General features: G+C 61.7%; 18 protein-coding genes. 3 read left to right on the top strand and 15 right to left on the bottom strand.

What is annotated here, in order from left to right; genetic code table 11:
• Positions 1–51 precede the first annotated feature (51 nt).
• Together E3E11_RS06265 and galE are read right to left on the bottom strand one after the other, a co-directional pair.
• Positions 52–1,971 (bottom strand): capsular polysaccharide export protein, LipB/KpsS family, encoded by a 1,920-nt coding sequence (locus tag E3E11_RS06265; RefSeq protein WP_141451639.1) that lies wholly within the window; start codon positions 1,969–1,971, stop codon positions 52–54.
• A gap of 15 nt (positions 1,972–1,986) precedes the next feature.
• Positions 1,987–2,979, bottom strand: a complete 993-nt coding sequence (gene galE, locus E3E11_RS06260) for a UDP-glucose 4-epimerase GalE (protein ID WP_141451638.1) — start codon at positions 2,977–2,979, stop codon at positions 1,987–1,989.
• Between the two features lie 303 nt (positions 2,980–3,282).
• Here galE and E3E11_RS06255 point away from each other — a divergent pair, with 303 nt between their 5' ends.
• Positions 3,283–4,734, top strand: coding sequence for an LTA synthase family protein (locus E3E11_RS06255; protein WP_141451637.1), 1,452 nt, complete (start codon positions 3,283–3,285; stop codon positions 4,732–4,734).
• Between the two features lie 14 nt (positions 4,735–4,748).
• Here the strand turns inward: E3E11_RS06255 and E3E11_RS06250 are convergent, their stop codons facing one another.
• The 3 genes from E3E11_RS06250 to E3E11_RS06240 all read right to left on the bottom strand — a co-directional run bounded on the left by E3E11_RS06250 (position 4,749) and on the right by E3E11_RS06240 (position 8,279).
• A complete protein-coding gene (locus E3E11_RS06250) occupies positions 4,749–5,777 on the bottom strand; it encodes a glycosyltransferase family 4 protein (protein WP_141451636.1) in 1,029 nt (342 codons plus the stop codon).
• Positions 5,778–5,952: 175 nt separating this feature from the next.
• Positions 5,953–6,744, bottom strand: a complete 792-nt coding sequence (locus E3E11_RS06245) for a sterol desaturase family protein (RefSeq protein WP_141451635.1) — start codon at positions 6,742–6,744, stop codon at positions 5,953–5,955.
• A 92-nt stretch (positions 6,745–6,836) separates the two neighbouring features.
• Positions 6,837–8,279: a mannose-1-phosphate guanylyltransferase/mannose-6-phosphate isomerase gene (locus tag E3E11_RS06240; protein WP_141451634.1), complete on the bottom strand. Its 1,443-nt coding sequence runs from the start codon at positions 8,277–8,279 to the stop codon at positions 6,837–6,839.
• Between the two features lie 261 nt (positions 8,280–8,540).
• Between E3E11_RS06240 and E3E11_RS06235 the strand changes: the two genes are divergently transcribed.
• Positions 8,541–10,523 (top strand): glycoside hydrolase family 66 protein, encoded by a 1,983-nt coding sequence (locus E3E11_RS06235; RefSeq protein WP_168189217.1) that lies wholly within the window; start codon positions 8,541–8,543, stop codon positions 10,521–10,523.
• Positions 10,524–10,648: 125 nt separating this feature from the next.
• Here the strand turns inward: E3E11_RS06235 and E3E11_RS06230 are convergent, their stop codons facing one another.
• The 8 genes from E3E11_RS06230 to E3E11_RS06195 all read right to left on the bottom strand — a co-directional run bounded on the left by E3E11_RS06230 (position 10,649) and on the right by E3E11_RS06195 (position 20,753).
• The gene (locus E3E11_RS06230) at positions 10,649–12,334 is read right to left on the bottom strand and encodes a glycosyltransferase family 32 protein (protein ID WP_141451632.1); all 1,686 of its coding nucleotides are present in this window, start codon (positions 12,332–12,334) and stop codon (positions 10,649–10,651) included.
• Positions 12,335–12,376: 42 nt separating this feature from the next.
• Positions 12,377–13,819: a glycosyltransferase family 32 protein gene (locus tag E3E11_RS06225; RefSeq protein WP_168189216.1), complete on the bottom strand. Its 1,443-nt coding sequence runs from the start codon at positions 13,817–13,819 to the stop codon at positions 12,377–12,379.
• Between the two features lie 206 nt (positions 13,820–14,025).
• Positions 14,026–14,673: an ABC transporter ATP-binding protein gene (locus E3E11_RS06220; protein ID WP_141451630.1), complete on the bottom strand. Its 648-nt coding sequence runs from the start codon at positions 14,671–14,673 to the stop codon at positions 14,026–14,028.
• Between the two features lie 8 nt (positions 14,674–14,681).
• A complete protein-coding gene (locus E3E11_RS06215) occupies positions 14,682–15,515 on the bottom strand; it encodes an ABC transporter permease (protein WP_194149596.1) in 834 nt (277 codons plus the stop codon).
• Complete coding sequence (locus tag E3E11_RS06210; RefSeq protein WP_141451629.1) at positions 15,512–16,765, bottom strand: capsule biosynthesis protein; 1,254 nt, start codon at positions 16,763–16,765, stop codon at positions 15,512–15,514. Before E3E11_RS06210 ends, E3E11_RS06215 begins: the two co-directional genes overlap by 4 nt.
• An 81-nt stretch (positions 16,766–16,846) precedes the next feature.
• Positions 16,847–18,028: a polysaccharide biosynthesis/export family protein gene (locus tag E3E11_RS06205; protein ID WP_168189215.1), complete on the bottom strand. Its 1,182-nt coding sequence runs from the start codon at positions 18,026–18,028 to the stop codon at positions 16,847–16,849.
• A gap of 401 nt (positions 18,029–18,429) precedes the next feature.
• Complete coding sequence (locus E3E11_RS06200) at positions 18,430–19,788, bottom strand: discoidin domain-containing protein (RefSeq protein ID WP_141451627.1); 1,359 nt, start codon at positions 19,786–19,788, stop codon at positions 18,430–18,432.
• Between the two features lie 179 nt (positions 19,789–19,967).
• The gene (locus tag E3E11_RS06195) at positions 19,968–20,753 is read right to left on the bottom strand and encodes an acyltransferase (protein ID WP_141451626.1); all 786 of its coding nucleotides are present in this window, start codon (positions 20,751–20,753) and stop codon (positions 19,968–19,970) included.
• 145 nt (positions 20,754–20,898) lie between these two features.
• Here E3E11_RS06195 and E3E11_RS06190 point away from each other — a divergent pair, with 145 nt between their 5' ends.
• Positions 20,899–23,253, top strand: coding sequence for a xanthine dehydrogenase family protein molybdopterin-binding subunit (locus tag E3E11_RS06190; RefSeq protein WP_231118865.1), 2,355 nt, complete (start codon positions 20,899–20,901; stop codon positions 23,251–23,253).
• Between the two features lie 49 nt (positions 23,254–23,302).
• On the opposite strand, the gene E3E11_RS06185 is transcribed toward E3E11_RS06190, so the two are convergent.
• Positions 23,303–24,598 (bottom strand): glycosyltransferase family 4 protein, encoded by a 1,296-nt coding sequence (locus tag E3E11_RS06185; protein WP_168189214.1) that lies wholly within the window; start codon positions 24,596–24,598, stop codon positions 23,303–23,305.
• Positions 24,599–24,702: 104 nt separating this feature from the next.
• Positions 24,703–26,208, bottom strand: coding sequence for a glycine betaine/L-proline transporter ProP (proP, locus tag E3E11_RS06180; protein WP_141451623.1), 1,506 nt, complete (start codon positions 26,206–26,208; stop codon positions 24,703–24,705).
• Between the last annotated feature and the right edge of the window lie 133 nt (positions 26,209–26,341).

The following is a 26,341-nucleotide window of genomic DNA, read 5'->3' as shown; positions in this document are numbered from 1 at the left end:
GGAGCGACGGCGCCGTAAAATTGTCATTCACCGGACTTGCTTTCTCGCGTTTCACGCTCCCTCCCCTTCCTGGGGGCCCCTGGCCTGCGGGCGGGCCCTGTCGCGTCCGCCTTCAGGAACGCGCCCCTCATGGTAGCAGAATTCAGGGGCGCGTGTCCCCCCTTCCCTGGTCTCCCCAGGCCGCTTCCGCCTGCCAAGGCGCACCTTGCGGCGCCCGAGCCAGCGGCTCACCTGTCCCTGAACCTTTCGCAGCCGCATGGCAAGCCCCGGCTGCCACAGGTCAGGCTCGCCAAGGCGGTCCAGCAGCACTTCAGGGGTGCACGGCAGCTCCGTCCTGGGGTCCAGGTAGCGGGGATAGAGCAGCAGTGTGGCAGCAGCAAGGTCCAGCAGGGTCAGCGCCCGCCCCCGGCCCGGCGGGATGGGCGCGCGGTCGGTGGTCAGCCCCCAGCCGGCATAGAAGGGCGTGCCCCATGTGGTGACCGGCAGGCCCCGCAGCAAGGCCTCGAAACCGCCCAGCGAGGTCAGGGTGTGCACCGCGTCCACCTGCTCCAGCAGCTCGACCAGCGTGCCGCCGCGCGCGATCTGGTCTGCATGCTGCAGCACCTCGCTGTCGGCCAGGGCGCCGTGGCGGTGGCCTGCCTCCACATCGGGATGGGGGCGGTAGACGATCCAGGCCTCAGGATGCTGCGCACGCACGGCTTTCAGCAGGGCCAGATTGTCCCTGACCTCGCCGCTGCCAAGCCGCACCGACAGGTCATCGGCCACCTGCCCCGGCACCAGCAGGACCGGTTTGCCTGCGGCGCGCGCGCGGTCCACGGTGAAACGGTCTCCAGCCTCCCCCTGGCTGGACTGGCTCCCAGCACCGTATTTCGAGACCTTCTCGCGCTTCAGCCGCTCCACAAGCCGTGCGGCACGCCCGCGCAGCTCAGGCGTGAAATCCGCAGTGGCCAGAATATGCTCCAGCGTGCTGGGGCGCGACGGGTCGAAATAATTGCCGCGCCCGTCACAGACGATGGAGCACGGCGGCAGGAAGCCGCTGCCAAGCCCCAGCGAGCGGATGAAGCCGTCCTCGATGCGCAGTAGGGGCACGCCCAGCGACAGCGCCCGCGCTTCAAGGCCCGGCGTCACTTTGGCGGCCCATACGGCCAGCGCCCCACCCCGTCTGCGCGCAGCTTCAAGAGCACGCCGGCCGCTGAAGTGGAACGGCGGCGCTTCACCAGCGCCCTGAAACAGGAAAGCGCGCATGCGCCGCCGCTTCCACCACGCCATGCCGTAACACGCGCCGATCCGGCGGTTGGCCTGCAGCAAAGCTCTGTAATGGCGCAGGTATCCCAGCATCTCGCCAGGCGGCACGGGCGCGCCGCTCACGGGGTGGCGGTAGCGGAAAGCGCCGTTGATGCGCTCCGCCGCCTCCAGTTCCAGCTCGGCAAGACCCTCTTCCTGCAGGACCCACACGGGCAGGCCCGCGCCCTTGCCCAACAGGGCGAACGGATCTTCCGCACTGCCGGCCAGGACGAGCCGGGCCGCCTGCAGCAGCGGCTGCGGCGCACAGGGCGCCACGAAACACCGCACACCCGCCCGCCTGAGGGCCTGTGCAAGCCCGCGCCAGCTGGCCGCCTCACGCAGGCCCACATGCCCGAAGGGGCCGGGCTCGGGAAAGACGACCCCCACCTCCGCAGCCTCCACCCCGGTGCGCCCGAGCAGCTGGAGAACCTGCATGCTGAGCGCGCACGCCCCTTCCGGGTCTTCGCCCAGTGAGACCACGATGGGCGGAAGGGGGCTTTCCCCTCCGGGCTCAGGCGCCCAGAACGCGCCCCCTACGCCAGCCTGCCAGATGCGCGCCAGCGAGACAGGTTCGTGAGAGCCAGACCCATGAGAAACAGGCGGGTGTGGGGTCAGGTCTTCTCCAGGCCCGGACCCTTCAGCCAGCGGACGGGTTTCAGGCAGGCGCAGAAGCGGCTTGATGGACACGTATCCCCCGCTGGCTCAGGCCGGCGCGCTGAAGCCATGCGGATGCGCTTCCCGCCAGCGGAAGGCCGTTTCGACAATCTGGTCCAGCTCGGCATAACGCGGCGTCCAGCCCGTCTCGCGGCGGATGCGCGACGAATCGGCGACCAGAACGCTGGGATCGCCCTCGCGGCGCGGCGCCCACTCCCAGGGCACGGGCCGGCCGGCCACGCGGCCGACGCTCTCGATCACCTCGAGATTGGTGAAGCCGCGCCCGTTGCCCAGGTTGTAGGTGACCGAGCGGTCCCCCAGCTGGCCGATGGCGCGGATATGGGCGTCTGCAAGGTCGGTGACATGGATATAATCGCGCACGCAGGTGCCGTCGCGGGTCGGATAATCATTGCCGAACAGCTTCAGCCCGGGCCTGCGGCCGAGAACCGCGTCAATGGCCAGGGGGATCAGATGGGTTTCAGGCTGGTGCGCTTCGCCCGAGCGGCCCTGGGGATCGGCGCCGGCGGCATTGAAATAGCGCAGGCAGGCATGGTGCATGCCGTGAATGCGGTCCGCCCAGACCAGGGCGCGCTCGATGAAGAACTTGCTCTCCCCGTAAGGCGAGCCGGGATCGATCTCGGCGTCATCGGCGATGGGCGGCGTGCGGTCCTCGCCCCCGAACAGGGCGGCGGTGGAGGAGAACACGAAACGCTTGACGCCCGAAGTGGCGCAGGCCTCAATCAGGTTGAGCGAGGTCTGGGTATTGCGGCCCAGATAATAATAAGGCTTCTGCATGGAATGGCCGACCAGCGACAGGGCGGCAAAATGCAGCACGGCGTCCCAGTCCTGGCTTTCCACCACATTCCTGGTGGCCTGCGCATCGCCCAGGTCCACCTGGTGAAAATCGGCCTGGGCCGGCACAGCTTCCCGGTAGCCGGTGCTCAGGTCATCGAGGATTGTGACTTCATGACCGGCATCGAGCAGGCTGAGGGCCACATGGCTGCCGACAAAACCGGCGCCACCGGTGACAAGACATTTCATGGAAGTTCCACGCAACTGTTTCGGGACAAAGGGCTTTTCCATACGCAGTATGGCAGTATGACAGGAAGGCTCAAGGCGCTTGAGCAATGGCCTTTCAAGGTTAGGGTATTGCCGTGAAATACGCCAATTTTCCGTTAAGCCCGAAAGAAAAGACTTTTTAATTTTTCCGTCCCGCCCAGGCAGGGTGACAGAAGGCAGGCCCATCCGCCATAACCGTCGTGATCCCGTACGGCCTTCCGCTACGCAGGCTTCCCCTGCCGCGGCAGGGTCTGACAATCCGGGGAGAAAAACTGGAAGAAAGAAATGTCCGTCCTTTTTCTGATGCTCGGCGTCACTTTTCTTCTGGGAGAACTCTGCGATCTTTTCTGCCGCCCCCGCCCTGCTCGCCTGCTGCGCGGGCTTGCGGGACTGCCGGCACGCTGGCTGCCCGTCCTGGCCCTGTCGGGCCTGCTGCTGATGCTGACCGGCGCGCCCCTGCTGGCCCTGCTGCTGACCGCGGTCGTCCTGCTGGTGCTGGTCCTCGGCTCCAACCTCAAGAACCGTCTCCTGAGCGAGCCGTTCGTTTTCACCGATCTTGCCGTCATCCCGGCCTTTTTCCGCTATCCGCGCTTCTACCTGCAGGCCATCCCCCTGCCGACGCGCCTGCTGCTGGTGCCGGGCCTGGCAGGGCTGATCCTGCTGGTCATCTGGCAGTCTTCCCCAGCGCTTGCCCCGCGCCTGATCGGCGCAGCCCTCATGGGGGCCAGCCTTGCCGTGCTGCATTTCACCCTGCCTTCCATGGCCCGCAGGCTCGCCCCCCGGCCCGAGCTGCACGCGACTGTCGGGCAGTTCGGGCTGCTGCCGGCCCTGCTGCTCTACAGCTGGCACTGGCGGCACGAGACCCTTCCGCCCCCAGCAGGCGCCCTGCCAGCTTCCCTGGCGCCCGAAGCGCCTGAGATCGTCCTGGTCGTGCAGTGCGAATCATTTGCCGACCCCGCTGACATCGTCCCGGCCCGGGAAGGCTTTGCCGAGCTTGCACGCGCCCAGGGCCAGGCCCTCCAATGGGGGCAGCTGGAAGTCAGCGGGTTCGGGGCCTACACGATGCGCAGCGAATACGGCGTGCTGGTCGGCAGAAGCGAGGAAGAGCTGGGGTTCAGGCGTTATGATCCCTTCCTCACCGCAACCCGGGATCGCGCCTGCGCCCTCCCCCGGCGCCTGCGCCATCTCTACGGCCGCAGGCTCTTCCTGCACCCGCACAACCTGCATTTCTACAACCGCATCGGGCTGATGCCTGAGCTCGGCTTCACGGAGATGGTCAGCGAGACCGCTTTCACCCCGGCTGATCGAAACGGGCCTTATGTCAGCGATCAGGCCCTCGGCAGACGCCTGGCCGAAGAGATCAACCGGGATGGGCCCGTGTTCTGCTACACGGTGACGATGGAAAATCACGGCCCCTGGGCTGCCGGGCGCGCGGGGCAGGCAAGCGGCAGGGCGGCCTGGCACCATCACGCCCATAATGGCGCCAGGCTGCTGGAAACGCTCACCCAGGCGCTGGCGGCAAGCGGGCGGGAAGCATTGCTGGTCTTTTTCGGCGATCACCGTCCGGCCCTTGCGCCGCTTGACCCGCGTGCCCCCCAGCCGGCGCGCCACACCCCTTATGTCATGCTGCGTTTCAGCAAGGGCCAAACGGTCACCACCCCGCACTCAGCGCACCCCGTCACCCTGACGCCTGCCGGGCTGTACCAGGCCATCCTGCGCGAGATCGAAGGCAGGTAAGCCCCAGAACGGGATCACGCCCCATGATCCGGGCCGAAAGACACCCAGCGGCCATAAAACTGCTTCAGGCGCCGGCGATGCGCCTCCATGCCGTAACCGGCCGCGCGCCGCCGCCCGCGTTCCTGCCAGCGCGCGAGGGCCTGGGGCTGTTCTGCAAGGGCGTCAAGCTGGCGGATGCCTTCAGCAATTTCCGCCACGTCACAGGGGTCCACCAGCAGCGCTGCCCCCTCGCTCACCTCTTCGGTCACGCCGCCGCGGCTGGTCAGCACAGGGGTGCCCAACGCCATGGCTTCGATGATCGGCAGCCCGAAGCCCTCAGCCAGGGTGGGAAACAGCAGTCCCCTGGCTTCTGAGAGCGCCCGCATCACCGAGGCGCGCGCGCTCCAGGGCAGGCGGATCACCTGGCTTGAAGGGCCGCGCGGCCTGCAGTCAGGCCGGTCTTCGCCCTCAGGGCCGATAATGACCAGGGGCGTTCGCGTGCCGCACAGCGCATGGGCCTGCAGAAGGCGGTCGATGTTCTTGCGCCCCTCCACCCGGCCGAAGAACACGAAAGCGCCGGGCGGGGCGATCTGCGGCGCTGCAGCAAAGCTGAAGCGCTCCGCCTCGCTGAACCCCACGCCCTGGGAAAGATTGACGGTCTTGCGGGCCGGGTGTGCCAGGTAGCGGGCGATCTCTTCGCGGACGGTCTCTGACACCGTCACGACCTCATCCATCTCCCGGCACAGGACCTGCAGCAGCCTGGCGAAACGATTTCGGGAAATCCCGCAGAATTGCGGGTGGGTCAGGGGAATGAGATCGTGAATGGTGACGATGTTGACACTGCCCGCCAGCCGCAGGGGCAGCGGGTAGGTCCAATGCATGACCCGCGGCGGGTTTGGCACGCGCAGGGTCAGCAGGCGGCCGTAATAGCGGTAATGCAGATGCGCCAGGCGGTAGAGATCCGCGCAAACCGCCACCTGCCCGGCTGTCTCAGCCTCCCGGGCCAGCCAGCCTGGGGAAGCATGGCGCTGGAGCGGGGGCGCACACCCGGCCAGGGCGCGCATGACGGTGGGGGATTTGGCGTAACGGGTGGAAGGCTCAAGGCGGTCCAGCAGCCAGCCAGGTTTGCGGCCGAGTTCCGCAAGGCCGTCTGCCAGGGTGCGGGCATAGGTGGAAACGCCTGTGCCCCCCGAGCGGCCGATATTGCGGCCATCCAGCCAGATTGCGTCTTCGGGCCGGTCAGAAGCCAGCTTTGCTCTCCTGGATGACGCCGGGCTCGACCTTCTGCGGTCGCCTCTTGAGCTGCATCTGTGATTTGGGCTTGATTTTGGATTGGGGCGCAGGAGGCGTGCCGATGAGCTGGCTCTGCACCTTCTGCCTGCGCACCGTATGCGTCACGCTGACGGTGCGGCGGAACTGGCTGCGCATCACGTAATCAATGGGCGGAAAGGAGATCTGGTAGTTCGTGTCTTCATTGCGGTAGTGGTGCAGCATGTGGTGGCGCCGCACCCAGCGGGCGATGCCGCGGCGCATGGGCCAGTTGTGGCAGGCGTAATGCACGGTGTCATACACCACGTAGCCCAGCAGGAACCCCGCCCACAGGCTGCAGCCGCGCGCGCTGCCGATCAGGGCCGTGAAAAGCGCCAGCAGGCCGAGGCCGATCGGCAGCGAGACCACCACCGGCATCAGCGTGCGCAGCGGGTGGTTGGGCTGGATGTGGTGGTTGCCGTGAATGACATAGACCAGCCGGCTCAGGGCCGGATGGTTGGGCTGCCAGTGAAACGGGTAACGGTGCACGACGTATTCGCACGGAAACCAGATCAGGAACCCCACCACCGACCACAGCACAAGAGAAGGCCAGGAAAGCGCCTGCGTGCCCGCCAGCCAGAAGGCCAGGCACAGGATCACCAGCCAGCAGGCGAAGAAAACCCGGAAAGGCGTCAGGGTGAAGCTTTCCAGAAACCTGTTCTGGAAAATGCGGATCGGCGGATCAGTCCGGTATTTTCTGCCACCTGGTGCAAAACGCGTCATCTTCCGTCCATCCTCGCCCAAAGGGCCCTGTCCGCCTGAAACATCATGATTATAGACCCAATTTCAGGGCGCTGCCGGAAAACCGGTTCAGGTTACCTCGAATATATGTCATCGAAACGCACGATATCATCCTCGCCCAGATAAGGCCCTGACTGCACCTCGATCAGGCTCAGGGGGATGCGGCCCGGATTTTCCAGGCGGTGCACCGAGCCCAAGGGCAGGTAGACACTCTCGTTTTCGCGCAGCAGGAGCTCTTCCTCATCGCGCTGGACCAGGGCTGTGCCTTCGACCACCACCCAGTGCTCGGCACGGTGGAAATGCTTCTGCAGCGAGAGCTTCCCGCCCGGATGCACCACGATTCTCTTGACCTGGAAGCGCTCGCCGGCAATCAGGCCTTCATAAAAGCCCCAGGGCCGGTACATGCGCCGGTGGCGCGTGGCTTCAGGCAGCCCCTCCGCCTTGAGGTGCTTGACGATCTTTTTGACATCCTGCGCACGGTCGCGGTGGGAGATCATCACCGCATCGGTCGTGACGACCACGACCAGATCCTCAACGCCGGTCAGCGTCGTAACGATGCCGTCCGAGCGGACATAGCAGTTCTTGGTGTCTTCCAGATAGGCGTTGCCGGTGGCGACATTGCCCTGCGCATCCTTGTCCTGCAGCTCCCAGACGGCATCCCAGCTTCCCACATCCGACCAGCCGAAGTCACCGGGCACGACAGCGGCGCGCGAAGTGCGCTCGGCAATGGCGTGATCGACCGATATCTCAGGCGATGCGGCAAAGGCCTCTCCATCAAGGCGGATGAAATCCCGCTCCCGCTTCTGCCCGGCCACGGCCTTCTCCACAGCCGTGTAGATCTCAGGCGCGTGTGCCTTGAGCTCCTGGAGAAAGACATCGGCCCGCACCACGAACATGCCTGAATTCCAGTAATATTCAGGGCGCTGCCACAGCTCGGCGGCCACAGCGCTTTCGGGCTTTTCATGGAAATGCGACACGCGGTAACTGCCGGGCACCCCGGCCAGCTCCTCGCCACGCTCAATGTAACCATACCCCGTTTCAGGCCGTGTCGGCTTCATGCCGAATGTGGCAACGTGCCCGTCGCGGGCCACAGTCACCGCTTTTTCCAGCGCCGCTTCGAGCTTTTCCTGGTCCTTGATGGCCGCATCAGCCGCCATCACCCACAGGACGGCCTCGGGATCTTTTTCCGCCACAAGAAAGGCGGCCGCAGCGATGGCAGGCGCTGAATTGCGCGCCATGGGCTCCAGCACGATCCGGCGCTCGGTGATCCCCACATCCTGCAGCTGTTCCGCCACCACGAAACGGTGCTCTTCATTGCAGACCACCAGCGGGGCCTCCAGCCCGGCCTTGTGGCTGCGCAGGGCGGTTTCCTGCAGGAGCGTCTTCTCGCTCAGCAGGGGCCAGAACTGTTTGGGAAAGCTCTCGCGCGAAACCGGCCACAGCCGCGTGCCCACCCCGCCGGACAGAATGACCGGCACGACCGGCGAAACGGCAGAACTGGAGTGGGCTGCGATCATACGGACATGGCCTTGAGAGAAAATGCGAACGAGAATCTCACCCTGCCTTATAGGCTATCGCCCGCCACCGACCAAGCTCTCTTTCCGTTTTGCCCTCCTGAAGATCCTTGTTCGTCTTTCCGTCATTCTCCCTTCGACTTGGCTGGGCAGAATGCAGAATAATGGGCTATGAGTTTGCACAAGATTTTTTCTGTATTTTCCAAATATCCGGAGGGATTATAACCAAAGATGAAATATCTGTTGAAATTTCATAAATATTCAATGAAGCCTCCACTGGGTTTCCTCCTGCTCGCCGGTTTCGCGGCCTGTGCGACCACTGCCACAGAAACGCAGGCAACAGAAACGCCGTCGGCACAGACACAGCCAACAGCCCTGCCGCAGCCCGGCCCCCGGCTGACCGGGCCGCTGCTGGAGAGCGTCAACACCGACATTTCCCATTATGCTTCCGGCCAGCCGGTCACCCTGCAGATCACCCTGCACAACCGGCTTGACCATCCCTTCACAGGCACATTGCACACCCAGATGAGCGGACGCGGGGTTAAAGTCGGCCCGGAAAGCACCCTGCCGGTCGCAAGCCTGGCGCCTGGCGAGACGCGCCAGATGGACCTGCCGCTCTCCACCCGCGGCCTGCCTGACTGGCAGGGCTATTACCTGGATCTTTCCCTGACCGACACGCAGGGCCATGAAGCGGACCGGCAGGCAGGTGCCATTGATGTCTCACCCGATTGGGCGACCTATCCGCGCCAGTGCTGGGTCACCGCAACCTGGACCAGATGGGGCAACGCGCCGCCGGTCGTCAAAACGCCGCCTGACGAGAATGTCCACGGTTTCAATGCCTGGCACTGCAACAATCTCCAGCTCTACAACATCCTCTATCGCTGGCATTATCCCTGGGTGCCCGAGCAGCACTGGGTCAATGGCGACGGAGAGGACCAGAGCGAAAAACTCGTTCTCGACTACATACAGAATGCCCGCAAATACCACATGGGCACGCTGATGTATTTCCCGCTCTACGCGGTCAATGTCGGCATTGCGCCCAACTTCATGCATGACCATTCCGGCGTGCAGCTGTCATGGGGCATGTTCACCGCGCCCTGCGGCGACAAATGCACCCTCAAGGACCTGTGGAAGTTCACCGATAATATCGGCTACATGGATCCCAACAACATTGACTGGCAGAACTACTGGATCGACCAGGCGCGCAGGTGGCAGAAGAAATACGGCTTTGACGGCATCTTCATCGACACCTACGGCACCATCTACCGCCCGCTCTGGAACAGCAAGGCTCAGCGCATCATCATGGATAGGACGGATTCCACCTTCCTGATCCATGCCACCAATGCCCTGCACCTGCCCATGACCTTCAACCCGGCCGGCGCCTATAACGAGCAGGACCTGGTGCAGTCAGGCCGCGAGGTCTACCACTTCGACGAGCTGTGGAACAATCCGACCGATATCGGCAATTTCGGCGATTTCCTCACCAAGGCGCGCCAGGTATGGCAATGGGCCCACCGCACGCCCCGCAATATCGGCCTGGACTGGGACATGGGCATGGCCAAGAAACTGTTCGCTTCCAGAAGATGCGAAGTCGCGCAGAACAGCCCCCATCCCTGCACCTTCAACCTGCCGGGCGTTCTGTACCAGGAAGGGACCATGCTGGCTGTCGGCGCACATCATGCCTGGCTGGCGGACGGAGACCGCTTCATCTCCAACGATGATTTCCCGATCGGGCGCATGCTGCCCACAACGCCTGAAATGATCCAGGCGGAATACGATTACCAGACCTTCGGCGTGGCCAATGAGAAGCTTCTCAGGCTCAACATCCATCCTGCCCAGGTGGCAGCTCCCACAGTCGAGAATGCCCCGGCCAGCACCCAGGCTGCGCCCGGCAAGATCTGGCTCATCCAGAATCACCGCAGCGGCTTTGATGTCCTGCACCTGCTCAACTATACCAAGATGAGCCCTGTCTCCTTCCATGATGTCAGTGACCTTGAAGGCATTGCAGCCCCTGCTGAGCCGCTCAAGGATCTCAAGGTCAGGATGTATGTCTCCGCACCCCGGCAGCTGGGCACGCTCTACTTCGCCAGCCCCGACCTGAAACACGGCCAGCCGCAGGTAGTAAAGTACCAGAGCGGACAGGACCGCAGCGGCAGGTTCATCACCTTCACGGTGCCGGAGCTGCATTACTGGGACATGCTGTGGCTGGGAAACGGCGTGAAGGGCAGCGATTACCGCACCCCTTGATACAGTGTGCGAACCGTTTCAAAGAAAAACCTCCTCCGTGCGAATCACGGAGGAGGTTTTTCATAACCCGGTATCTGCCGCCAATATCGTCAGATTCCTGTCTGGGAAGCTGACCGATAATCGGATCAGAGACGGAGCTTCCGGCGCAGGGAAGTAAGCAGCGTCTTTTTGGGCTCATGGTCTGCAGACTGAGCAGCGCCTGCAGCCTGGTCAGAGAACGGACGCACCGCCTGCTGGGCATGTTCCCTGAGATGCGCCTGACCGACACTGTAAGCAGGAGAGCCCGGCTGGGTAGGCTGGAGATGAATCTTTTTCAGCGTTCCCTCAAAGCTTCCGTCAACGAAAAGGAAGAACTCCACCCCACCCATGGGCTCGGTGAGTTTGAAGAAGATCTTCTCCTCTCCATGGTAGCTCCGTCGGTCCGACCCCATCTCGCGCAACGCGAGCTTGTGCTTGTTCCAGTCTCCGGAAACACCGATCTGAATCCTGGAATAAGTCGTGTTTTCGTCAAACTCCAGCCGCAGCTCATAAAGCCCGGGCTCGAGATTGACGAAGGGCCCGTACATCACCCGGCCCTTCTCACCCTGGCGGATGACAATGCCTTCCGGTGTCAGGGTGCCGGCTTCATCGAGAACAATGCGGGAATTATGGGCTTCCCATTCATATTCCTCAGGCCGGGTAACAACGATACTCTCCAGCGTTCCCGAGAAGTCTCCAAAGACCCTCATGCGAAATTCGAGATCCTTCGCCCCTTCCGGCACGGTGAAATACACACGCTCCGAATGGCGGCCTTCCGCACCTGCGGGAAGCGCGAACTCGACATCAAACAGCACGTTCCCGCCATCACTGGCAATATCGAGGTAGAACTTCTGATAACGGGTGTCTTCAGAGAAGTTGATGTCCATCACGTAATTGCCAGGCGGCAGCTGTGTGAAAGGCCCGTACATGACCCGTCCCTGCGCCCCTTTGGGAATATAGATTCCCCGCGCTGTCCGCTCACCGACTTCATCAACGACCAGGTGGCGGTCCGTGGCTTTCCAGATATGCTGTTTTTCACCGTAAACCGTCTTGGCGCGCCAGATATGGCAGTAATTATTGGCGCCCGTGACCCCAAGCTCGGCAATGTCACCCGCCCGCAGCTTGTTGCGCGCTGCAACCAGAGTGCGGTCCGGCGAGACGAAAGTGACGTTCTGCAGCTCACACTCGGGTGTGATGTAACGGATCTCGCCGATATACTGGTCATCCGTGCCAGGAGGCTGCTCGAGCATGGCGGCTGCAATGCTGCGCCCGAGCAGGGGTCCGGCGGTGGGATAATGATCGTGCGGGCCGTAATATCTGTTACGGACGTTATCAACAATCTCTTTGATGATGATTTCCCACTCCCGCCGTCCGGGGCGCGACCACAGGAGGCTGGTCTGCACGCAGGCCCAGCAATCCATGCCCGGATAAACCTCCGTGAAAGCAGCCATGCCGTAATGGCTGGGAATGTCCCACCGGTTCAGCATCTTCACGGCCAGATCGAAATAGATCCCGCCATAGACATACATCAGGCAGTAACGTGCCAGATCGCATTTATAGGAATAAGGGGTGAGCGTATCGAAAGCTTCCAGCACTTCGGGTTCAAAATGCTGCTTGAGAAACCGGCGCAGCTCTTCTCCGCCCCACAGCTTGTATTTTGCGTTAGGGTAGAAATCCCGTGCAATCTGGGCGTGCTCTTCCAGCATCTTGGGCAGAACTGTAGGTGTTTTAAAGTCATCGACGATAAACACCTGATGCAGGTATTCCACTTCCTGAAATTTCTCATCAACCATAAATCTTATCCTTTTGTGGCAGCAAGTCTTCTGAAGTGGAGCTCAGATTTCGTTCAGCTGATACTGAAGCAGCTTTCCCTTGAAGAAGCGGTTCACATGCAGGCGGAATTCGACGTCCTCCATGGGTCCATCAAAAACGAGCGGGACAGTCAGGGCATGGTCCTTGTCCAGGTCACTGAACTTGCGCAGGTTGCGCGTATGGGTCTGGTGGGCCGCCCCCGTCGCTACATCGACCTTGACATGCGAAAAGACCGTATCGGCGGAAAAGAACAGTTTCAGCGCATAGCGGCCGGCGGGAATGGATGCATAAGGCCCGTAATTGATGCGACCGCCACGCGAGAGAAAGGAAAAGGCGATCCCCTCAGGCGTCTGACGCGCAGCCCCCAGGGACTTGATCTGCGGCCCGGCAGCCGACCAGCTCCAGCGCTTGCGGTGGCGCAGCTGAAAGGCCCTCAGCGCCCCTTTGAACGTGCCGAGCTGGTGGAGGACAAATTCAACATTCTCCAGCCTTTCAGGCACATGCAGCTCAAACGTGCACCGTCCGTCCTCATCCATGGCACTTGCACGCAGAACGCTGCTTTTCTGAATGCGCGCACCGCCGGCCGTAGTGATGTCAAGACGCAGAAAATCGAATTCCGTTCCGGGCTCAAACTGCAGTGAAAACTCGTAATGACCCGGCTCCACGGTGATGTGAGGGCCATAGGTCAGGGACTGGGCAACCTGCTCGGGCAGATGGATCAGCCCGTCCTGCTTGAAGGCCCCGTTCTGCACCTGGATCTGCAGGTCATTGGCCTGCCAGCTGCTGACAGGCTCGCCGTAAGCCTGGCGCCTGCTCCAGATCTGGTTGTAGTTATTGGCGCCCTTGATGCCGAGATGACTCAGGTCCCCAGGCTTGCGTTTTGACCGCAGGGCCACCACCGCCCCTTCCTTGGAGACATAAGCGACATTCAGCATCTCAGCCTCAGGCGTGACACAACGGCACGCACCGACATGCTGGTCATCCACGCTGGGTGCGCGTCCCTGATCGGTCATCACCTTCAGAAAAGCACGGCCCAATACGACCGGACCGGTCGGATAAAGGGGATTGGCGCCGTAATAGCGGGTCCGGCAATTATGGATGATCTCCTCGATCGCCAGCCTGAATTCCTCCCGTCCGGGCTCAGCCCAGAGCAGACCGGTCTGCACGGCGGTCCAGTTCGGAGAAACGAAGGTCACATCCCGGAAAGCGGCAATCGGGCGCTCGAGCGGAATCTGCCAGGGGCGCTGCATGTAAACGCCCAGATCGACATACATGCCGCCAAGAACATACAGCAGGGCGAAACGGGCCAGGTCGCACTTATAAGAATAGGGAACTAGAGTATCATAAGCCTCCAGGACGTCAGGCTCGAAAAATTCCTCGAGGAAATTCCGGATATCCGTATCGCGCCAGATCTTGATATCCGCTTCGGGATAAATGCTTCTCAGGGCTGCGGCATTACGGCCCAACTCTCCTGGAAGCTTTCTCTGCTCTGTCCCCGGCGCCTGCAGGAGAACCTGATGGATACGTTTTATTTTATGATTCTTTTTCATTTAAACCACTTTTACCCGTAAATCCATACCACAGGCCGTGACCTACCACGGCCTTATCCTGGAACAGTTAATCATCCATGACCAAAAAGGAAATTTTATGACCTACATTGAGAAATAGTAATTTAGTAACTGTAGTACATGTCTATCCCCTCCTGCATGCTGGCACAGTCGATCATCTTTCCATCCCGCAACACACTGCACCGGTTGCAGGAATCCCTGACAAAATTCATGTCGTGAGAGACCACGATCAGACTGCGGTCAGCCCGCTTCTCAAAGAGCTCCGCATGGCACTTGGCTGAAAAGCGGGCATCGCCCACCATGATGACCTCATCAATCAGGTAGCAGTCGAACTCGATCACCAATGACAGGGCAAAGGCAAGACGGGCACGCATGCCCGAAGAATAGGTCTTCACCGGCTCCAGCAGCTGCCGGCCCAATGCGGCGAAATCATCAACAAATTCCCGCGTCTCATAATAGTCGCGGTCGTAGATGCGGCAGATGAAACGCAGATTGTCCAATCCGCTCAGGCTGCCCTGGAAGGCGCCTGTGAAAGCCAGGGGCCAGGACACGCTCATCTGGCGGTCGATCACGCCTGAAGTCGGCAGATCCACACCACCGATCAGCCTTAAAAGCGTCGATTTGCCGGCGCCGTTATGGCCAAGAATGCCCAGCTTGTCCCCAGGCGCCAGCTGAAGATTGACCCCGTCCAGAACCCGCCGCTTGCCCCCGAGCGCATGGAACTCCTTGACGACATCCCGACAATACAGCATTGCGCCCCCTATCCGTTGATTTCGATGAACTTACGGACCTTGGAAGTCAGGATGATACCGACGATCACCAGCAGGCCGGTAATCCAGGTGTCGTAAAACAGATCGTACTGAACGTGGATTTCCGGTCCCAGCTGGCCGCCGCGAATCATCTCCACATTGTTGGCCATGGGAGAGAGCAGGAGAATCCACTGATATTTCAGCGGCAGCCAGCTCACCATGATGAAGGCGCCGGTTACCGGCAGGGCCAGATAGCTGAAGATGCCGACGATCTTTTCAGTCAGCTCGGACACTTCACTCAGCGCCGCTGCCACCAGGGCACAGCCGAAACAGAACACACACTGATATACCAGGCCCAGAACAAGCAGGCCGTAATCGACCGGCGGGGCCATGTAGCCCAGCCCGATTGCCCCGACAGTGACGATCATGCCGGCCATGATGGTGCCGATGATCTCCAGAAAGCTGCGCGCCACGATGATGTCAAAGGGCGTGACCTGGCGATGATAGAACAGACTGCCGTTTGATTCGTAGGCTTTCAGCGCACGCCCCAGACAGTGGCGCCACATCGTGAGCGGCACATAGCCTGTCACCACCATCGCTGTCATGGCCAGGCCGTGTTCCTTGGCCGGGCGGATGGCGGTCCACAGGATGGCCACGCCGCCGCAGAAGAGAATCGGCTCACCGATTACCCAGAGAAAGCCCAGATTTTCACGCCCGAAACGCGTATGGATTTCACGGATGATCAGGGCATGGATGACCTTGTACTGCATCATGAAATCACGTGCCAGCTCATGCAGCCCGTTTATGGGCGGCTCTGTAACGCGACGTTTCGGCGTGTGGATCATGTGATCTTGTGCTCTCGTGCCCCGGCAACCATCAACCGGGCCATGATATACAGACTGTACGTGCAGGCAAAGAAAACAAGCTGGTAGGTCAGCGCCGGGGGATATTCCGGATAGGCCGGATAGTTGGGCGCGCTCACGACTTCCAGAAACACCATCTGGCGCCGCGCCTGCTCCTTGGCCGATTCAAGGGCGGTGGTTTCCGCCAGAAGGGTTTTCTCCAGGATCTGCCGCTTGAGCAGCAGAACGTCATATTCGCTCAGCTCCGGTACAAGGGCTGCCTGGGCACCTGTCAGATGGCTGTTGGCCGTGGCGAGTTCCTTCTTCAGCGTCGCGATCTGCTGCCTGTAGACGCGGATTGCCGGGCTGTCAGGGGCCGTACGCTGCACCTCCTCAAGGCGCATGCGCGTCGAGGTCAGCATCGCCTGCAGGGCATAGGCCGTTCCCACGAGCGGCATGGTCTGCTTTTCAGGATCAATGAGACCGGTCTTGCCGCGGAAGGCGGTGAGCTCCACCCGCAGCTGGGCCAGCTGACGCAGGGTCTCGGTCACTTCCTGCTGGGCGGCCCCGATCATGGTGGCGCGCTGGCGGGCATTCATGCGGTTCACCAGCTCCTCGCCGCCCTTCAGCAGGGCATTGGCCAGGCGTTGGGAATCAGCGGGATTGAACGTCCTGACCTTCAGGACATTCAGCATGGTTTCCGAATCGATCTTCGAGATCACATGCCCTTTGTAATATTTGTAGAGCGTGACATCGTTCTCATGCGAGTGCCAGTTGGGGTAACGTGCCATGAAATCCGCGCCGGCCCGGTTGTAGACCTTCGCCAGGTTTTCCCGCTTCATCAGCAGGTTCATGGCATCGCGCGAGATCATGTAATCCTGGACGGCAAACGTGTTCTCGCTCGTCACGCCGCCTTCACCCGTCTGCATCATGATGCCGAGCGGCGTGCCCAGCCCCGCACTCAGCCGCGCGCCACGGACCATGTAATGCGTCTCGGAAATGTATTGCGGGCTCGCAATGCCGAAGAGATAGATGCCGTAAATGATGTTGGGGACGATCACCATCCAGACCAGCCCCGGATGTTCCTTCAGATATTTCTTCAGGGTGTCCCAGGCCTTCAGGAACAGCTCACGCGCTTCCTCAAGCTTTCCGCCATGGCCGATTTGCGTGCCAGGAGGCACGAGATGGGCATCATGCTGGAAAGCGACCTGCTCTTGAGGGCCTGAAAGCTGTTCATGAGACGTATCTGTCATAGGGAGGCCTTACTTCCTTTTTCCTGGCGGCAGCTTTGCCGGCCCTTCTGCCACTGGGGGTGGCGCGAAGCTGACGGTGTATTAGCGCGCCATCATACCGGCGGTGATACCGGGCTGGATGATGGTGCTGATCAGACCGAAAAGCTTGTAGAACTCGTCGGCAGGCGCATTGGAGAAGTAAAGCATGTCCTTGTTTTTCATGGCGAATTTTTGGCCCAGGAAGTAACTCCCAGGGTTCATCATGTTGATGCGGTAGAGAATGGGCGTCACAGGCGCGGTGTCGGATGCGCGCAACCCCAGACGCCGCACCAGGTGGTTGTCCTCAAAACGCAGCAGATAGACAGCGCGTGGGTTGGCCCAGGAATTGTTCGGCCCGCCAACGCGCGCAATGGCTTCGGTCAATGAAAGCTGCGGCACCTTGAAGGGCACCTCGCTCACCTTGCCGGCCGCGCCGAAGACCGTGAAGGTGCGGGGCTGGTAGTAGACCTCCAGCCTGTCGCCGGGGCGTATCTGGATATTCTGGCTGGGATAATGCTCGATCAGGCTCATCGGCACTTGGATGATATGGCGCCCGCGCGTAAGGCGCAGCATCAGGTCTTCGGACGGATAGAGCGTGCCCTGCGCCAGGGCCACGACATCCAGCAGGCTTTCATGATTCGGCGTCAGCGCGACACGACCCGGACGCTTGACCTCGCCATAGACGATGGCTGAGTTGCTCACCCCGTCCACAAGGCGCACCAGCACCTGGGGCGCCTGGGACTTGCGCGACAGAGCCGACTGGATCTGGGATGCCACCTGCTCGGGCATACGCCCCGCCACCTTGAACGTGCCAACATAAGGCAGGGTGATGGTTCCCTGGTGACTGACCACCATGGGAGGCAGGTTGGTGAGCGTCGCGGTGCTGCCGGTATGCTCAGCCGGCGGCGAGGCGCTGGACAGGATGCCCAGCGAGCTGGAGGAGTTGGCGGCCCCGCCCAGCATCCCGGAGGCTTCGGCGCGGCCACTGGCATTGGTGCCCCCGCCCCCGAACAGCCCATTGCCCATCTCGTAGATGGAGATCTGCAGCGTATCGCCCGGCCCGATCGCATCATTGCCACTCTGGTAACGGCTTCCCTGCAGGGCTGCAAAGGGCGCAGGACGTTCCATAGCCATGAGGGTCAGCAGGTCAGGGCTCAGATCCACCATGCCGAAACCGACCAGGTTTTTCTTGGGATTCTTGTAGACCTTGAGAATATGGCTGGCCGTGGGTCCACTGTCAGGCAAACTCTTGCAGGCACCCAGACTTCCGAAAGCCATAGCTGCCACAAGCAGTTTTACACGCTTTTTCGCACTGCCTTTGCACAGGACCATAACGTGAATGCCTTCTCCATTGCCCAGAATTGTCCAGACCCGCTGTGGGCTGGCACCCTGATTTCAAATCTTCCACGCAGCTGTCATGAGGGGCGATGCCGACCTCTGTCTTAAAACCCCTCTCCCCTAGACTGGCTTTTCTCGGGAAGTCAAGCAGGACCCATTCTGCTGAATGCTGAACAGGAATTCAGAATTATCATCGCACAACAGAATAGGTGTCGGGGAAAATCAATTGAGTTTGTGTCAATATTACGTCGGAAATTTACTTTTCACTAATAGACCATTGAGACGGGTTACTGCGGCAATAAAGTGCCTTATTTCCTGGAACTCCTTCCAAACAGGCCCTTCCATATCTTACGGACGGGCGTAAACACGGTTGCTCTTACGCGTCTCTTTCCCAGCACTTCTATCTTCTGATAGTGCATGAAATTTTCGTCTTCCAGAGAACGGATGCGAAGTTTCCTGATTCTCATGGGCTGCTCAGGGCGCCAGCTGAAGGGATGGCCGTCAATACCGCCGAACAGCTTGTAATTGTTCTTCTCGAACAGAAGTTGCCACTCACCATCCACGAGTGTCTCAATGGCAAAACGCAGGCCACGTTCAACGGAGTTGTTGTCAATCCGGTTATAGATGCGCACTTCCTCGACTTTCGCGCCCTCTCCCAGATCAACCATCCACCAGGGTTGGTTTTCCAGGTTGGTATGGAAAGCATAGAATTCCGGCGTTTCTGTCATGAGGGCGCGCGCGGCATCTTCCTGGGTTGTGGGCGCCTTGGAGTAATCACTGAGCGAGCTCTGATCGGCCGGGCGCCCTTGTCCCAGATCCACCAGTCCCTCCGGGATGGGCGGCAGGGGCAGCATACCCACCCGGGTATGCTCGCGCTTCATCGTGCCCTCATATTTCCACTCTTTCTCTTCCCGACCCAGTACCGTCAGCACGGGCGCCAGAAGGGGCCGCACGCCCTCCTCGTTGAATTCGGCGCTGAAATCCAGGAAGCGCTCCAGCAGCGGGATCAGATAATTGGTGTCCGTCCCTTTCTTCAGATGCCCGGCAACCTGATGACCGCACTCCTTGACCATGAGTACCTGATAGCCCTGCAGCGCGAACATGCCGGCATGGGGCATGTCCTGCCAGGGCCGCACCCCGTAAATCAGCACACTGCTGGCCCGCGCTTTCATGTCGTCAGAATCAAAGGCCCACAGACGAGGAATACGTTCATTGGCCCAGCCCCCATTGAACCTGTTATAGGGGAAGCCGAAACTGTAGAGGGGGGAAAAAGCCAGGGTACGATCGACTTTGTCGCAGTATCTCGGGAAGATAAGCGCGCCCGAACCGCCCATTGATTCTCCCATGACCGCGACGTTTTTGTAAGGTTGTACCATTTCGGCAACCTTTCTGAACATCTCTTCGACTTCGGGCTCCTGATAATAGGAGGCATCCTTGTCGCGCACGAAAAGCATGGAAATGCCGAACCGCCTCAGCGAACCCTTGAACTCCTCCAGCCCGCCAGCCAGTCGTGCACCGGCTGAAGCGAACACGACCACCACACTTTCGGGATTGATGGGATAATGAGAGAGTAGATAGCGGCCGACCTCTATGACCTCTTCCGCCTCCAGAACATTATCTTTTTTTGGCTCAACGGTTTCGGCCGGAAGACTCTGATCGCTCATCATTCTTACGCTTTCTTGCTTAGGCTAACGCTTTCTTCTCTGAAAGGTGTTGCAGGACCCCTTCTGCACACCGCAGCCCCTCAATGGCAGGGGAAAGCGCCTTTTACGATACGAAAAATCCCCAGCCACTACCAGCCCTGCTCACACCGGGGCCGCTCCTGTGACCAAGGCAGGTCAGAGCCTCAATCCGTTGCCTCCTCTGCCGACAGGTCACCCCTGTCTGATACGGAAGACCCCGGATTTTCATCTGCACCTCCAGGTTCTTCCTCTGACCCTTCCCCTGCAACCTCAACGGGTATATCTGCCGAATCTGTCGGTTCCGGGGCAGGATCCGCGGGCTCTTTCTTTTCTGGAGATCCCCCCATGAAGGAAGGCGTCCCCTCAGGACGGCGGCGCTTTATCAGCCGTGCCGGTACGCCGCCGATCACCGACCAGTCGGGAAAGCTCCTGGTGACCACCGCGCCCGCAGCCACGATGCAGTGGTCGCCCAGCGTCACGCCGTCCACGATGGTGGCATTGGCCCCGATCCAGCAGTCATTGCCGATCACCACGCCTTCCTCATGACAGGGCTGCTTGCCCATGATGCTGTCAGGTTCCATGCCGTGGTTGAAGCCGAAAATGCAGCTTCCCCCGCCCATCATGACAAAGGAGCCCAGCTTCACCTTGCCGGCGATGTGGCAGTAGCTGCCGATGCAGCAATCCTCTCCGGCCTCGAAATTATGGCGGATGATGGCCCCGCCGCAGACGAAGCTCTTGGGGCCGAGAACCAGGCGGTCCGTATAGATCTCGGCCTTTTCCGACACAAAGCAGTCCCCGTCGAAGCGGGCACCGGCATGTTTTTTGAGAACCTTCTGGAACAGGCCCTGCTGCCGCCTTTCCTCAGGCGTGGCCTGGGCGAAATAATCCCATGCTAGGCAGTCCAGCCGCCCCTTGCGCCAGCGCCGGTACTTGCGGTCATAATCCGTCATCTGATCTCCTCTTCTCCCCAATGCTGCCCAGCCGGATACAGGGTCGGATTCAGCTTAGAGACATCGCTGGGAGACATCGCTGGCACAGCGTCCCGTTAATCCTTATCATCCCGCACCTTGATCCTTCAACCGGAAGAGCCTGCCCGTGCCGCCCAGACCCCGTTCCCCCCGTTCCCTGTCACGCCGGCAGTTCCTGCTTGAAGCCGCGGGCGGCAGCCTCGCCTTCGGCTTTCTCCCCACCTGCGCGAAAGCGGAAATCGTTCTGCCGCCCCTTCCCGAAAGGCTCGGGGGGGCCTCCGCGCAGGCTTCGGAGCTGACCCCCAACCTGTGGTGCGTTCTCCACAGCGACGGCTGGCTTGACGTCAACATCGCCCGCGCCGAGATGGGCCAGCATGTCGGCACGGCGCTGGCCTCCGTGCTGGCTGATGAAATGGGCATGCCGTGGAACCGGGTCCGCATCATCCAGGTGGATACGGAGCAGAGATTCTGGCCCTGGTATGCAACCGGCGGCTCGCGCTCGGTCTGGAGCGGCTGGGTCCCTTACCGCCAGGCAGGCCTTGCGGCGCGCCTGATGCTCACCCGCCTTGCAGCCCCGCTTCTCAACGCTGCGCCACAGGCCTGCACGGTCGCGGACGGCCAGGTCAGCTGCGGGGGGCGCGCGATGAGCTTCGGTGAGATCGTCGCAGCCTGCGCCAGGCCCGGGCTGCAGATGGGCTACACGGCTGAGGAGCTGGCGGCCCTGAAGCTGCCGCCTGTCGCTCCGCCCCAAACGGGCCGTTCCCTGCCCGCCCTGGACATCCCCCCCAAGGTGACAGGTGCTGCCCGCTACGGCATCGACGCCCGCCTGCCCGGCCAGCTTTACGCCCGCCCCCTCCTGCCGCCCACCCGCTACGGCGCGCGCATCCTCTCGCTTGACGACAGCCAGGCCCGCAGCCTCAAGGGCTATCACGGCACCCTGCAGATCAATGATCCTGAAAACGGCTTTGAAGGCTGGGCGATCGTCCTGGCCGACAGCTGGCCGACCGCCCTGCGTGCCAGCGCCTGCATCAGGGTTCACTGGCAACCCGGGCCGACCGCTGACGTTTCAGAAGCCGATATCGCCCACCGCGCCCAGGAGCTCTGCAATGACCGCAAGGCCGGGACCATCGTGCTATGGGGCGGGCCGAAACTCAGCCACCAGCTTGAGCAGGCCCCCCACAAGCTCGAACGCGAATACTGGACGCAACCGGTGGCTCATTTCGCCATGGAGCCGGTCAACTGCCTGGCCCACCGCAACAGCGAGGGCGTGTGGGAGATCCATACAGGCTGCCAGGCCCAGAAGCTCATCATGCCCCAGATCGCCCAGGCGCTCGGCATCCCCGCAGGCGAAGTGACGCAGCGCATCGTCATGAAAACCTATTTTCTGGGTGGCGGCTTCGGCCGGCGTCTCAACGGGGACTACATCCTGCCGGCCGTCCTGGCTTCCCGCCAGCTGGGCGGGCGGCCCGTGAAGCTGATCTTCACGCGCGAAGACGACATGAAGTTCGACTCGGTGCGTGCCCCTTCGCTCCAGCGCCTCACGGCGGCCCTCGACCCTGAAACCCGCCGCCTTTCAGCCATGGCCTACACGACCGTCACCGGCTGGCCCAGCAAGGCGCTGGTGCCTGATGACAAGGGGCTTCTCCACGGGGTGAATGGCCTTTACGACCCCGACAGCGTCGGCGGGGCCGAGCCCTGGTACACAGTCGGGCCCTACCGCCTGCGCGCGATCTGCAATGACCTGACCCAGAAGACCATCCGCCCGGGCTGGCTGCGCTCGGTCGGGCCCGGCTGGACCAACTGGGCGCTGGAATCCTTCATGGATGAAGCCGCTCTCATGGCAGGCTGCGACCCGGTGGCATTCCGGCTGTCGATGCTGCTGCCCGTTGGCCCCAATGCAGGCGGTCCGCCTGATGCGGTCGGCGGGGCCAGCCGGCAGGCAGCTGTGCTCAAGGCGCTGGCAGAAAGGATCGGCTGGCCCTGCCGCGACCTGCCGCCTGATACGGGGATCGGTATCGCCAGCGGTTACGGCCAGTCACGCGAGATGCCCACCTGGGGCGCCACGGCAGCCCTGGTGCATGTCGACCGCAGGACAGGCGTGGTCACCTGCCGCAAGCTGTGGCTGGTGCTGGATGCCGGCACCATCGTCAATGAGGACGGCGCGCGTGCCCAGTGCGAGGGGGCGGCCCTGTGGGGCGTGAGCATGGCGCTGCATGAGGGCACCGAAATCCGCCATGGCAATATCGCGGCGCGCAATCTCGACACCTACACGCCCCTGCGCATCAGCGAAACGCCGGCGCTCGACATCGCCTTTCTCAAAACGCCCTACCCGCCGACAGGTCTGGGTGAGCCTGGCGTCACGCTCGTCGCCCCTGCGATCGGCAATGCCATCCATGCCGCTGTCGGCGCACGGGTCCGCCGCCTGCCCATCCGTCCCCAAGAGGTTCTCAAAGCCCTCAGTGACAGCGCAGCGCCCGCCTAATCACGTCTGTCTGGGGAAAGCAGCCAGTGAAGTACAGTAAGCCAGGGGCTCAGCGTTTCAGCAGGTCGCGGTAGAGCTGCTGCAGACGCGCGCCATAGTGCGCGGCGTTGAACCTGCGGGCCTGCTCAGGCCCCTTGCGGCGCAGGTCTTCGCGCAGGGCCGCATCGCTTTCCAGGCGCTCCATGCCCTTTGAGAGCGCCTGGACGTCGTAGGGGTCCACCTTCAGCGCCGCTTCCCCAACAACTTCGGCCAGCGCCCCTTCCGCTGAGGTCAGCACCGGCGTGCCGAAGGCCATGGCTTCCACCGCTGGCAGGCCGAAGCCTTCGGCAATGGAGGGAAAGATGACCGCCTTGGCTTCCCTGACCACATCGGCAAGATGGGCGGCAGAGAGATATTCCAGCTTTTTGATCCGCCCGCTCTCCAGCCCCTGGGGCAGCAGGGCAAGCTCCCCTTCCGCCTTCCAGCTGCGCGAGCCGACGATGACGAGCGGCGTGGTGCATGAAGAGGCCAGGTAGGCTTCCAGCAGGCGGCCGATATTCTTCTTGGGCTCCAGCGCGCCGTAATAGAGAAAATACCCCCCGGGCTCGAGGCCGAAGAATTTGCTGACCACTTCACGGGAGGGAAAGGCGCTTTTCTCCTCGCGGTCCGTCAGGTCGATGGCCTGGTGGAAATTGTGCAGCTTGGGCGCGGCCGCCGGAAACAGCCCCGCGATCTCGCCGCGCGCATGCTCCGACACCGTCACCAGCGCATCGGCCTGCCTGACCAGCGCCTCGAGCAGGCGGCGATGCTGGGTTTTGTTGTCGAGGGTGAAATAAGGCAGCGTCAGCGGCACGACATCGTGGATCGTGTAGACATTGCGGGCATTGAGCATCTCGATCGGCAGCGGGTAGGTCCAGTGCATGACGTCAATGCCACCGGGATTGGCGATCTTGAGAAACTTCCCCGTTGTCTTGAAAAACCCGCTCGCAGCCCGGAACAGGGACGGCACATTGAAGATGCGGTCATGGGGCGGCACCTTGCCTGCCAGGGGCCGTTTCTCCACTTCCGGGGTTTCGGGAATGGGGATGGCCACATGGCCTTTGAGATGCTGGAAGGTTTCCCTGAACCAGGCCGGGCTGGGCAGGCGCGGCCTGCGCGGCAGAGGGGCATCTTCCAGGCTGTCGAAGAAAATGGTCTCGCGCAGGCGCTCGGGAACGCTGCGGTCCAGCCCGACGCCGTAGATCAGATCCACCCTGCCGCCCTGCGCTTCAATGGTGCGGCACAGGGTGCGGGCATAGGTGGCGATGCCGGTGCCATGCTTCAGCGCCAGGTTGAAGCCATCCACCCCGATCCGGAGGCCTTTCATCCCCCCTGCCTCCGACCGTACTGCGCCCTCTTTCGGCTCCCGCTCTGACATCCGCCTTCCCTCCGCTTCCGTTTCTGTTCCGTTACTCCCCCCGGGCTGTTCGCTCAGGCCTCGATCCTGGGGTGCTGGTCGATCAGGCGGCGGCGCTGCGCCTCCAGCCGGGTGATTTCAGCCTCGATATCCTCGATCTGCTGCTCGATGCTGGCATGATGCTCCTTGAGGATCTCCTTGGCCTCCTCAATGTCGGAGGCCGCTGGCGCCGCGCCGCGCAGGGGCTTGTTGGCCGTCTCGCGCATGGCAAGCCCGGTGACGATACCGATAGCGGCAACAGCCATCAGATAATAGGCCGGCATCATCAGGTTGGAGGTCACTTCCACCAGCCAGGCGATCACGGTGGGCGTCAGGCCTGCGATAAGCACGGAAATGTTGAAAGCGCTCGCCAGGGCGCTGAAGCGCACCTGGGTTGGAAACATGGCCGGCAGACTCGAAGCCATGACCCCGGTGAAGCAGTTGAGAATCACCGCCAGGACCAGCAGGCCACTGAAGATGAGCGGCTGCAGCCCGCTGTCGATCAGCCTGAAGGCCGGCACAGCCAGCAGAAACAGCGCGATGCTGCCGCCGATCACGAAAGGCCGGCGGCCGAAACGGTCACTGAGCAGGCCGATGACAGGCTGGATGAAGAGCATGCCCATCATGATGGCGATGATGATCAGAACGCCCTGTTCCTCGGTATAGCCCAGGCTGTGCGAAAGATAGCTCGGCATATAGGTCAGGAGCATGTAATACGTGACGTTGGTGACAATCACGACGCCGATGCAGCAGAGAAAACTTCTCCAATACTTGCGCACGACTTCGCCAAAGGAGATCTTGGGCCCGTCCTGCAGGCCTTCGCGGTCGCCCTGCTCCATGGTTTCGACATGCTGCTGGAAGGCCGGCGTCTCCTCCAGTGCATGGCGCAGGTAGAGCCCGATCACCCCCAGCGGAAAGGCCAGGAAGAACGGCAGGCGCCAGCCCCAGCTGTCGAGCCCCTGCTCGCCGATGAGCGCTGTGATCAGCAGCACCACCCCGGCCCCCAGCACGTAACCGGCGATGGAGCCGAACTCCAGCCAGCTGCCCATGAAGCCGCGTTTGCGGTCAGGGGAATACTCGGCGATGAAGATCGAGGCACCGGTATATTCCCCGCCGACCGAGAACCCCTGGGCCATCTTGCAGAGCAGCAGCATGATCGGCGCCCACACCCCGATCATGGCGTAAGAGGGGATCAGCCCGATGGAAAACGTGCTGATGGACATGATGATGATCGTGATGGCGAGAATTTTCTGGCGGCCGTATTTGTCGCCGAGCCGCCCGAAAAACAGCCCGCCCAGCGGCCGGATGAGAAAAGGCACCGAGAAAGTGGCCAGCGTTGCGACCAGCTGCACGCCCGGTGAGGCTTCAGGGAAAAAGACCTTGCCCAGCGCGTTGGCAAGAAAGCCGTAGACGCCGAAATCAAACCACTCCATCGCATTGCCAAGCGCGGCTGCCGTAATGGCTTTGCGGAGCTTGCTATCATCAATGATCGTGACGTCTTTCAAGGTAATGGGCTTGGCTTTTTTCCGTCTCAGCTTCATCTCTTCCCTCTGAAAAGTTTCGTCTGGGCAGGGTATCCCTTCAAAAACGCCCTGCTGCAAGTGCTGCTGTTGCGCCTGACAAAAAGAAATCCAGAAAAAGACCTCCGCCGGCTGCGAAGATATTCTTCTGGAT

Origin of the sequence: Oecophyllibacter saccharovorans (genome assembly GCF_006542375.1) — a bacterium.
Taxonomy (GTDB): domain Bacteria; phylum Pseudomonadota; class Alphaproteobacteria; order Acetobacterales; family Acetobacteraceae; genus Oecophyllibacter; species Oecophyllibacter saccharovorans.
This window is presented reverse-complemented; position numbering and strand designations above follow the sequence as displayed.

What these genes read in the sequence shown, in the direction of transcription:
- galE (WP_141451638.1), bottom strand. Translation starts at nt 2,979, where the DNA reads ATGAAATGTCTTGTCACCGGTGGCGCCGGTTTTGTCGGCAGCCATGTG.
- E3E11_RS06255 (WP_141451637.1), top strand. Translation starts at nt 3,283, where the DNA reads ATGTCCGTCCTTTTTCTGATGCTCGGCGTCACTTTTCTTCTGGGAGAA.
- E3E11_RS06250 (WP_141451636.1), bottom strand. Translation starts at nt 5,777, where the DNA reads ATGCGCGCCCTGGCCGGGTGTGCGCCCCCGCTCCAGCGCCATGCTTCC.
- E3E11_RS06245 (WP_141451635.1), bottom strand. Translation starts at nt 6,744, where the DNA reads ATGACGCGTTTTGCACCAGGTGGCAGAAAATACCGGACTGATCCGCCG.
- E3E11_RS06240 (WP_141451634.1), bottom strand. Translation starts at nt 8,279, where the DNA reads ATGATCGCAGCCCACTCCAGTTCTGCCGTTTCGCCGGTCGTGCCGGTC.
- E3E11_RS06235 (WP_168189217.1), top strand. Translation starts at nt 8,541, where the DNA reads ATGAAGCCTCCACTGGGTTTCCTCCTGCTCGCCGGTTTCGCGGCCTGT.
- E3E11_RS06230 (WP_141451632.1), bottom strand. Translation starts at nt 12,334, where the DNA reads ATGGTTGATGAGAAATTTCAGGAAGTGGAATACCTGCATCAGGTGTTT.
- E3E11_RS06220 (WP_141451630.1), bottom strand. Translation starts at nt 14,673, where the DNA reads ATGCTGTATTGTCGGGATGTCGTCAAGGAGTTCCATGCGCTCGGGGGC.
- E3E11_RS06215 (WP_194149596.1), bottom strand. Translation starts at nt 15,515, where the DNA reads ATGATCCACACGCCGAAACGTCGCGTTACAGAGCCGCCCATAAACGGG.
- E3E11_RS06210 (WP_141451629.1), bottom strand. Translation starts at nt 16,765, where the DNA reads ATGACAGATACGTCTCATGAACAGCTTTCAGGCCCTCAAGAGCAGGTC.
- E3E11_RS06200 (WP_141451627.1), bottom strand. Translation starts at nt 19,788, where the DNA reads ATGATGAGCGATCAGAGTCTTCCGGCCGAAACCGTTGAGCCAAAAAAA.
- E3E11_RS06195 (WP_141451626.1), bottom strand. Translation starts at nt 20,753, where the DNA reads ATGACGGATTATGACCGCAAGTACCGGCGCTGGCGCAAGGGGCGGCTG.
- E3E11_RS06185 (WP_168189214.1), bottom strand. Translation starts at nt 24,598, where the DNA reads ATGAAAGGCCTCCGGATCGGGGTGGATGGCTTCAACCTGGCGCTGAAG.
- proP (WP_141451623.1), bottom strand. Translation starts at nt 26,208, where the DNA reads ATGAAGCTGAGACGGAAAAAAGCCAAGCCCATTACCTTGAAAGACGTC.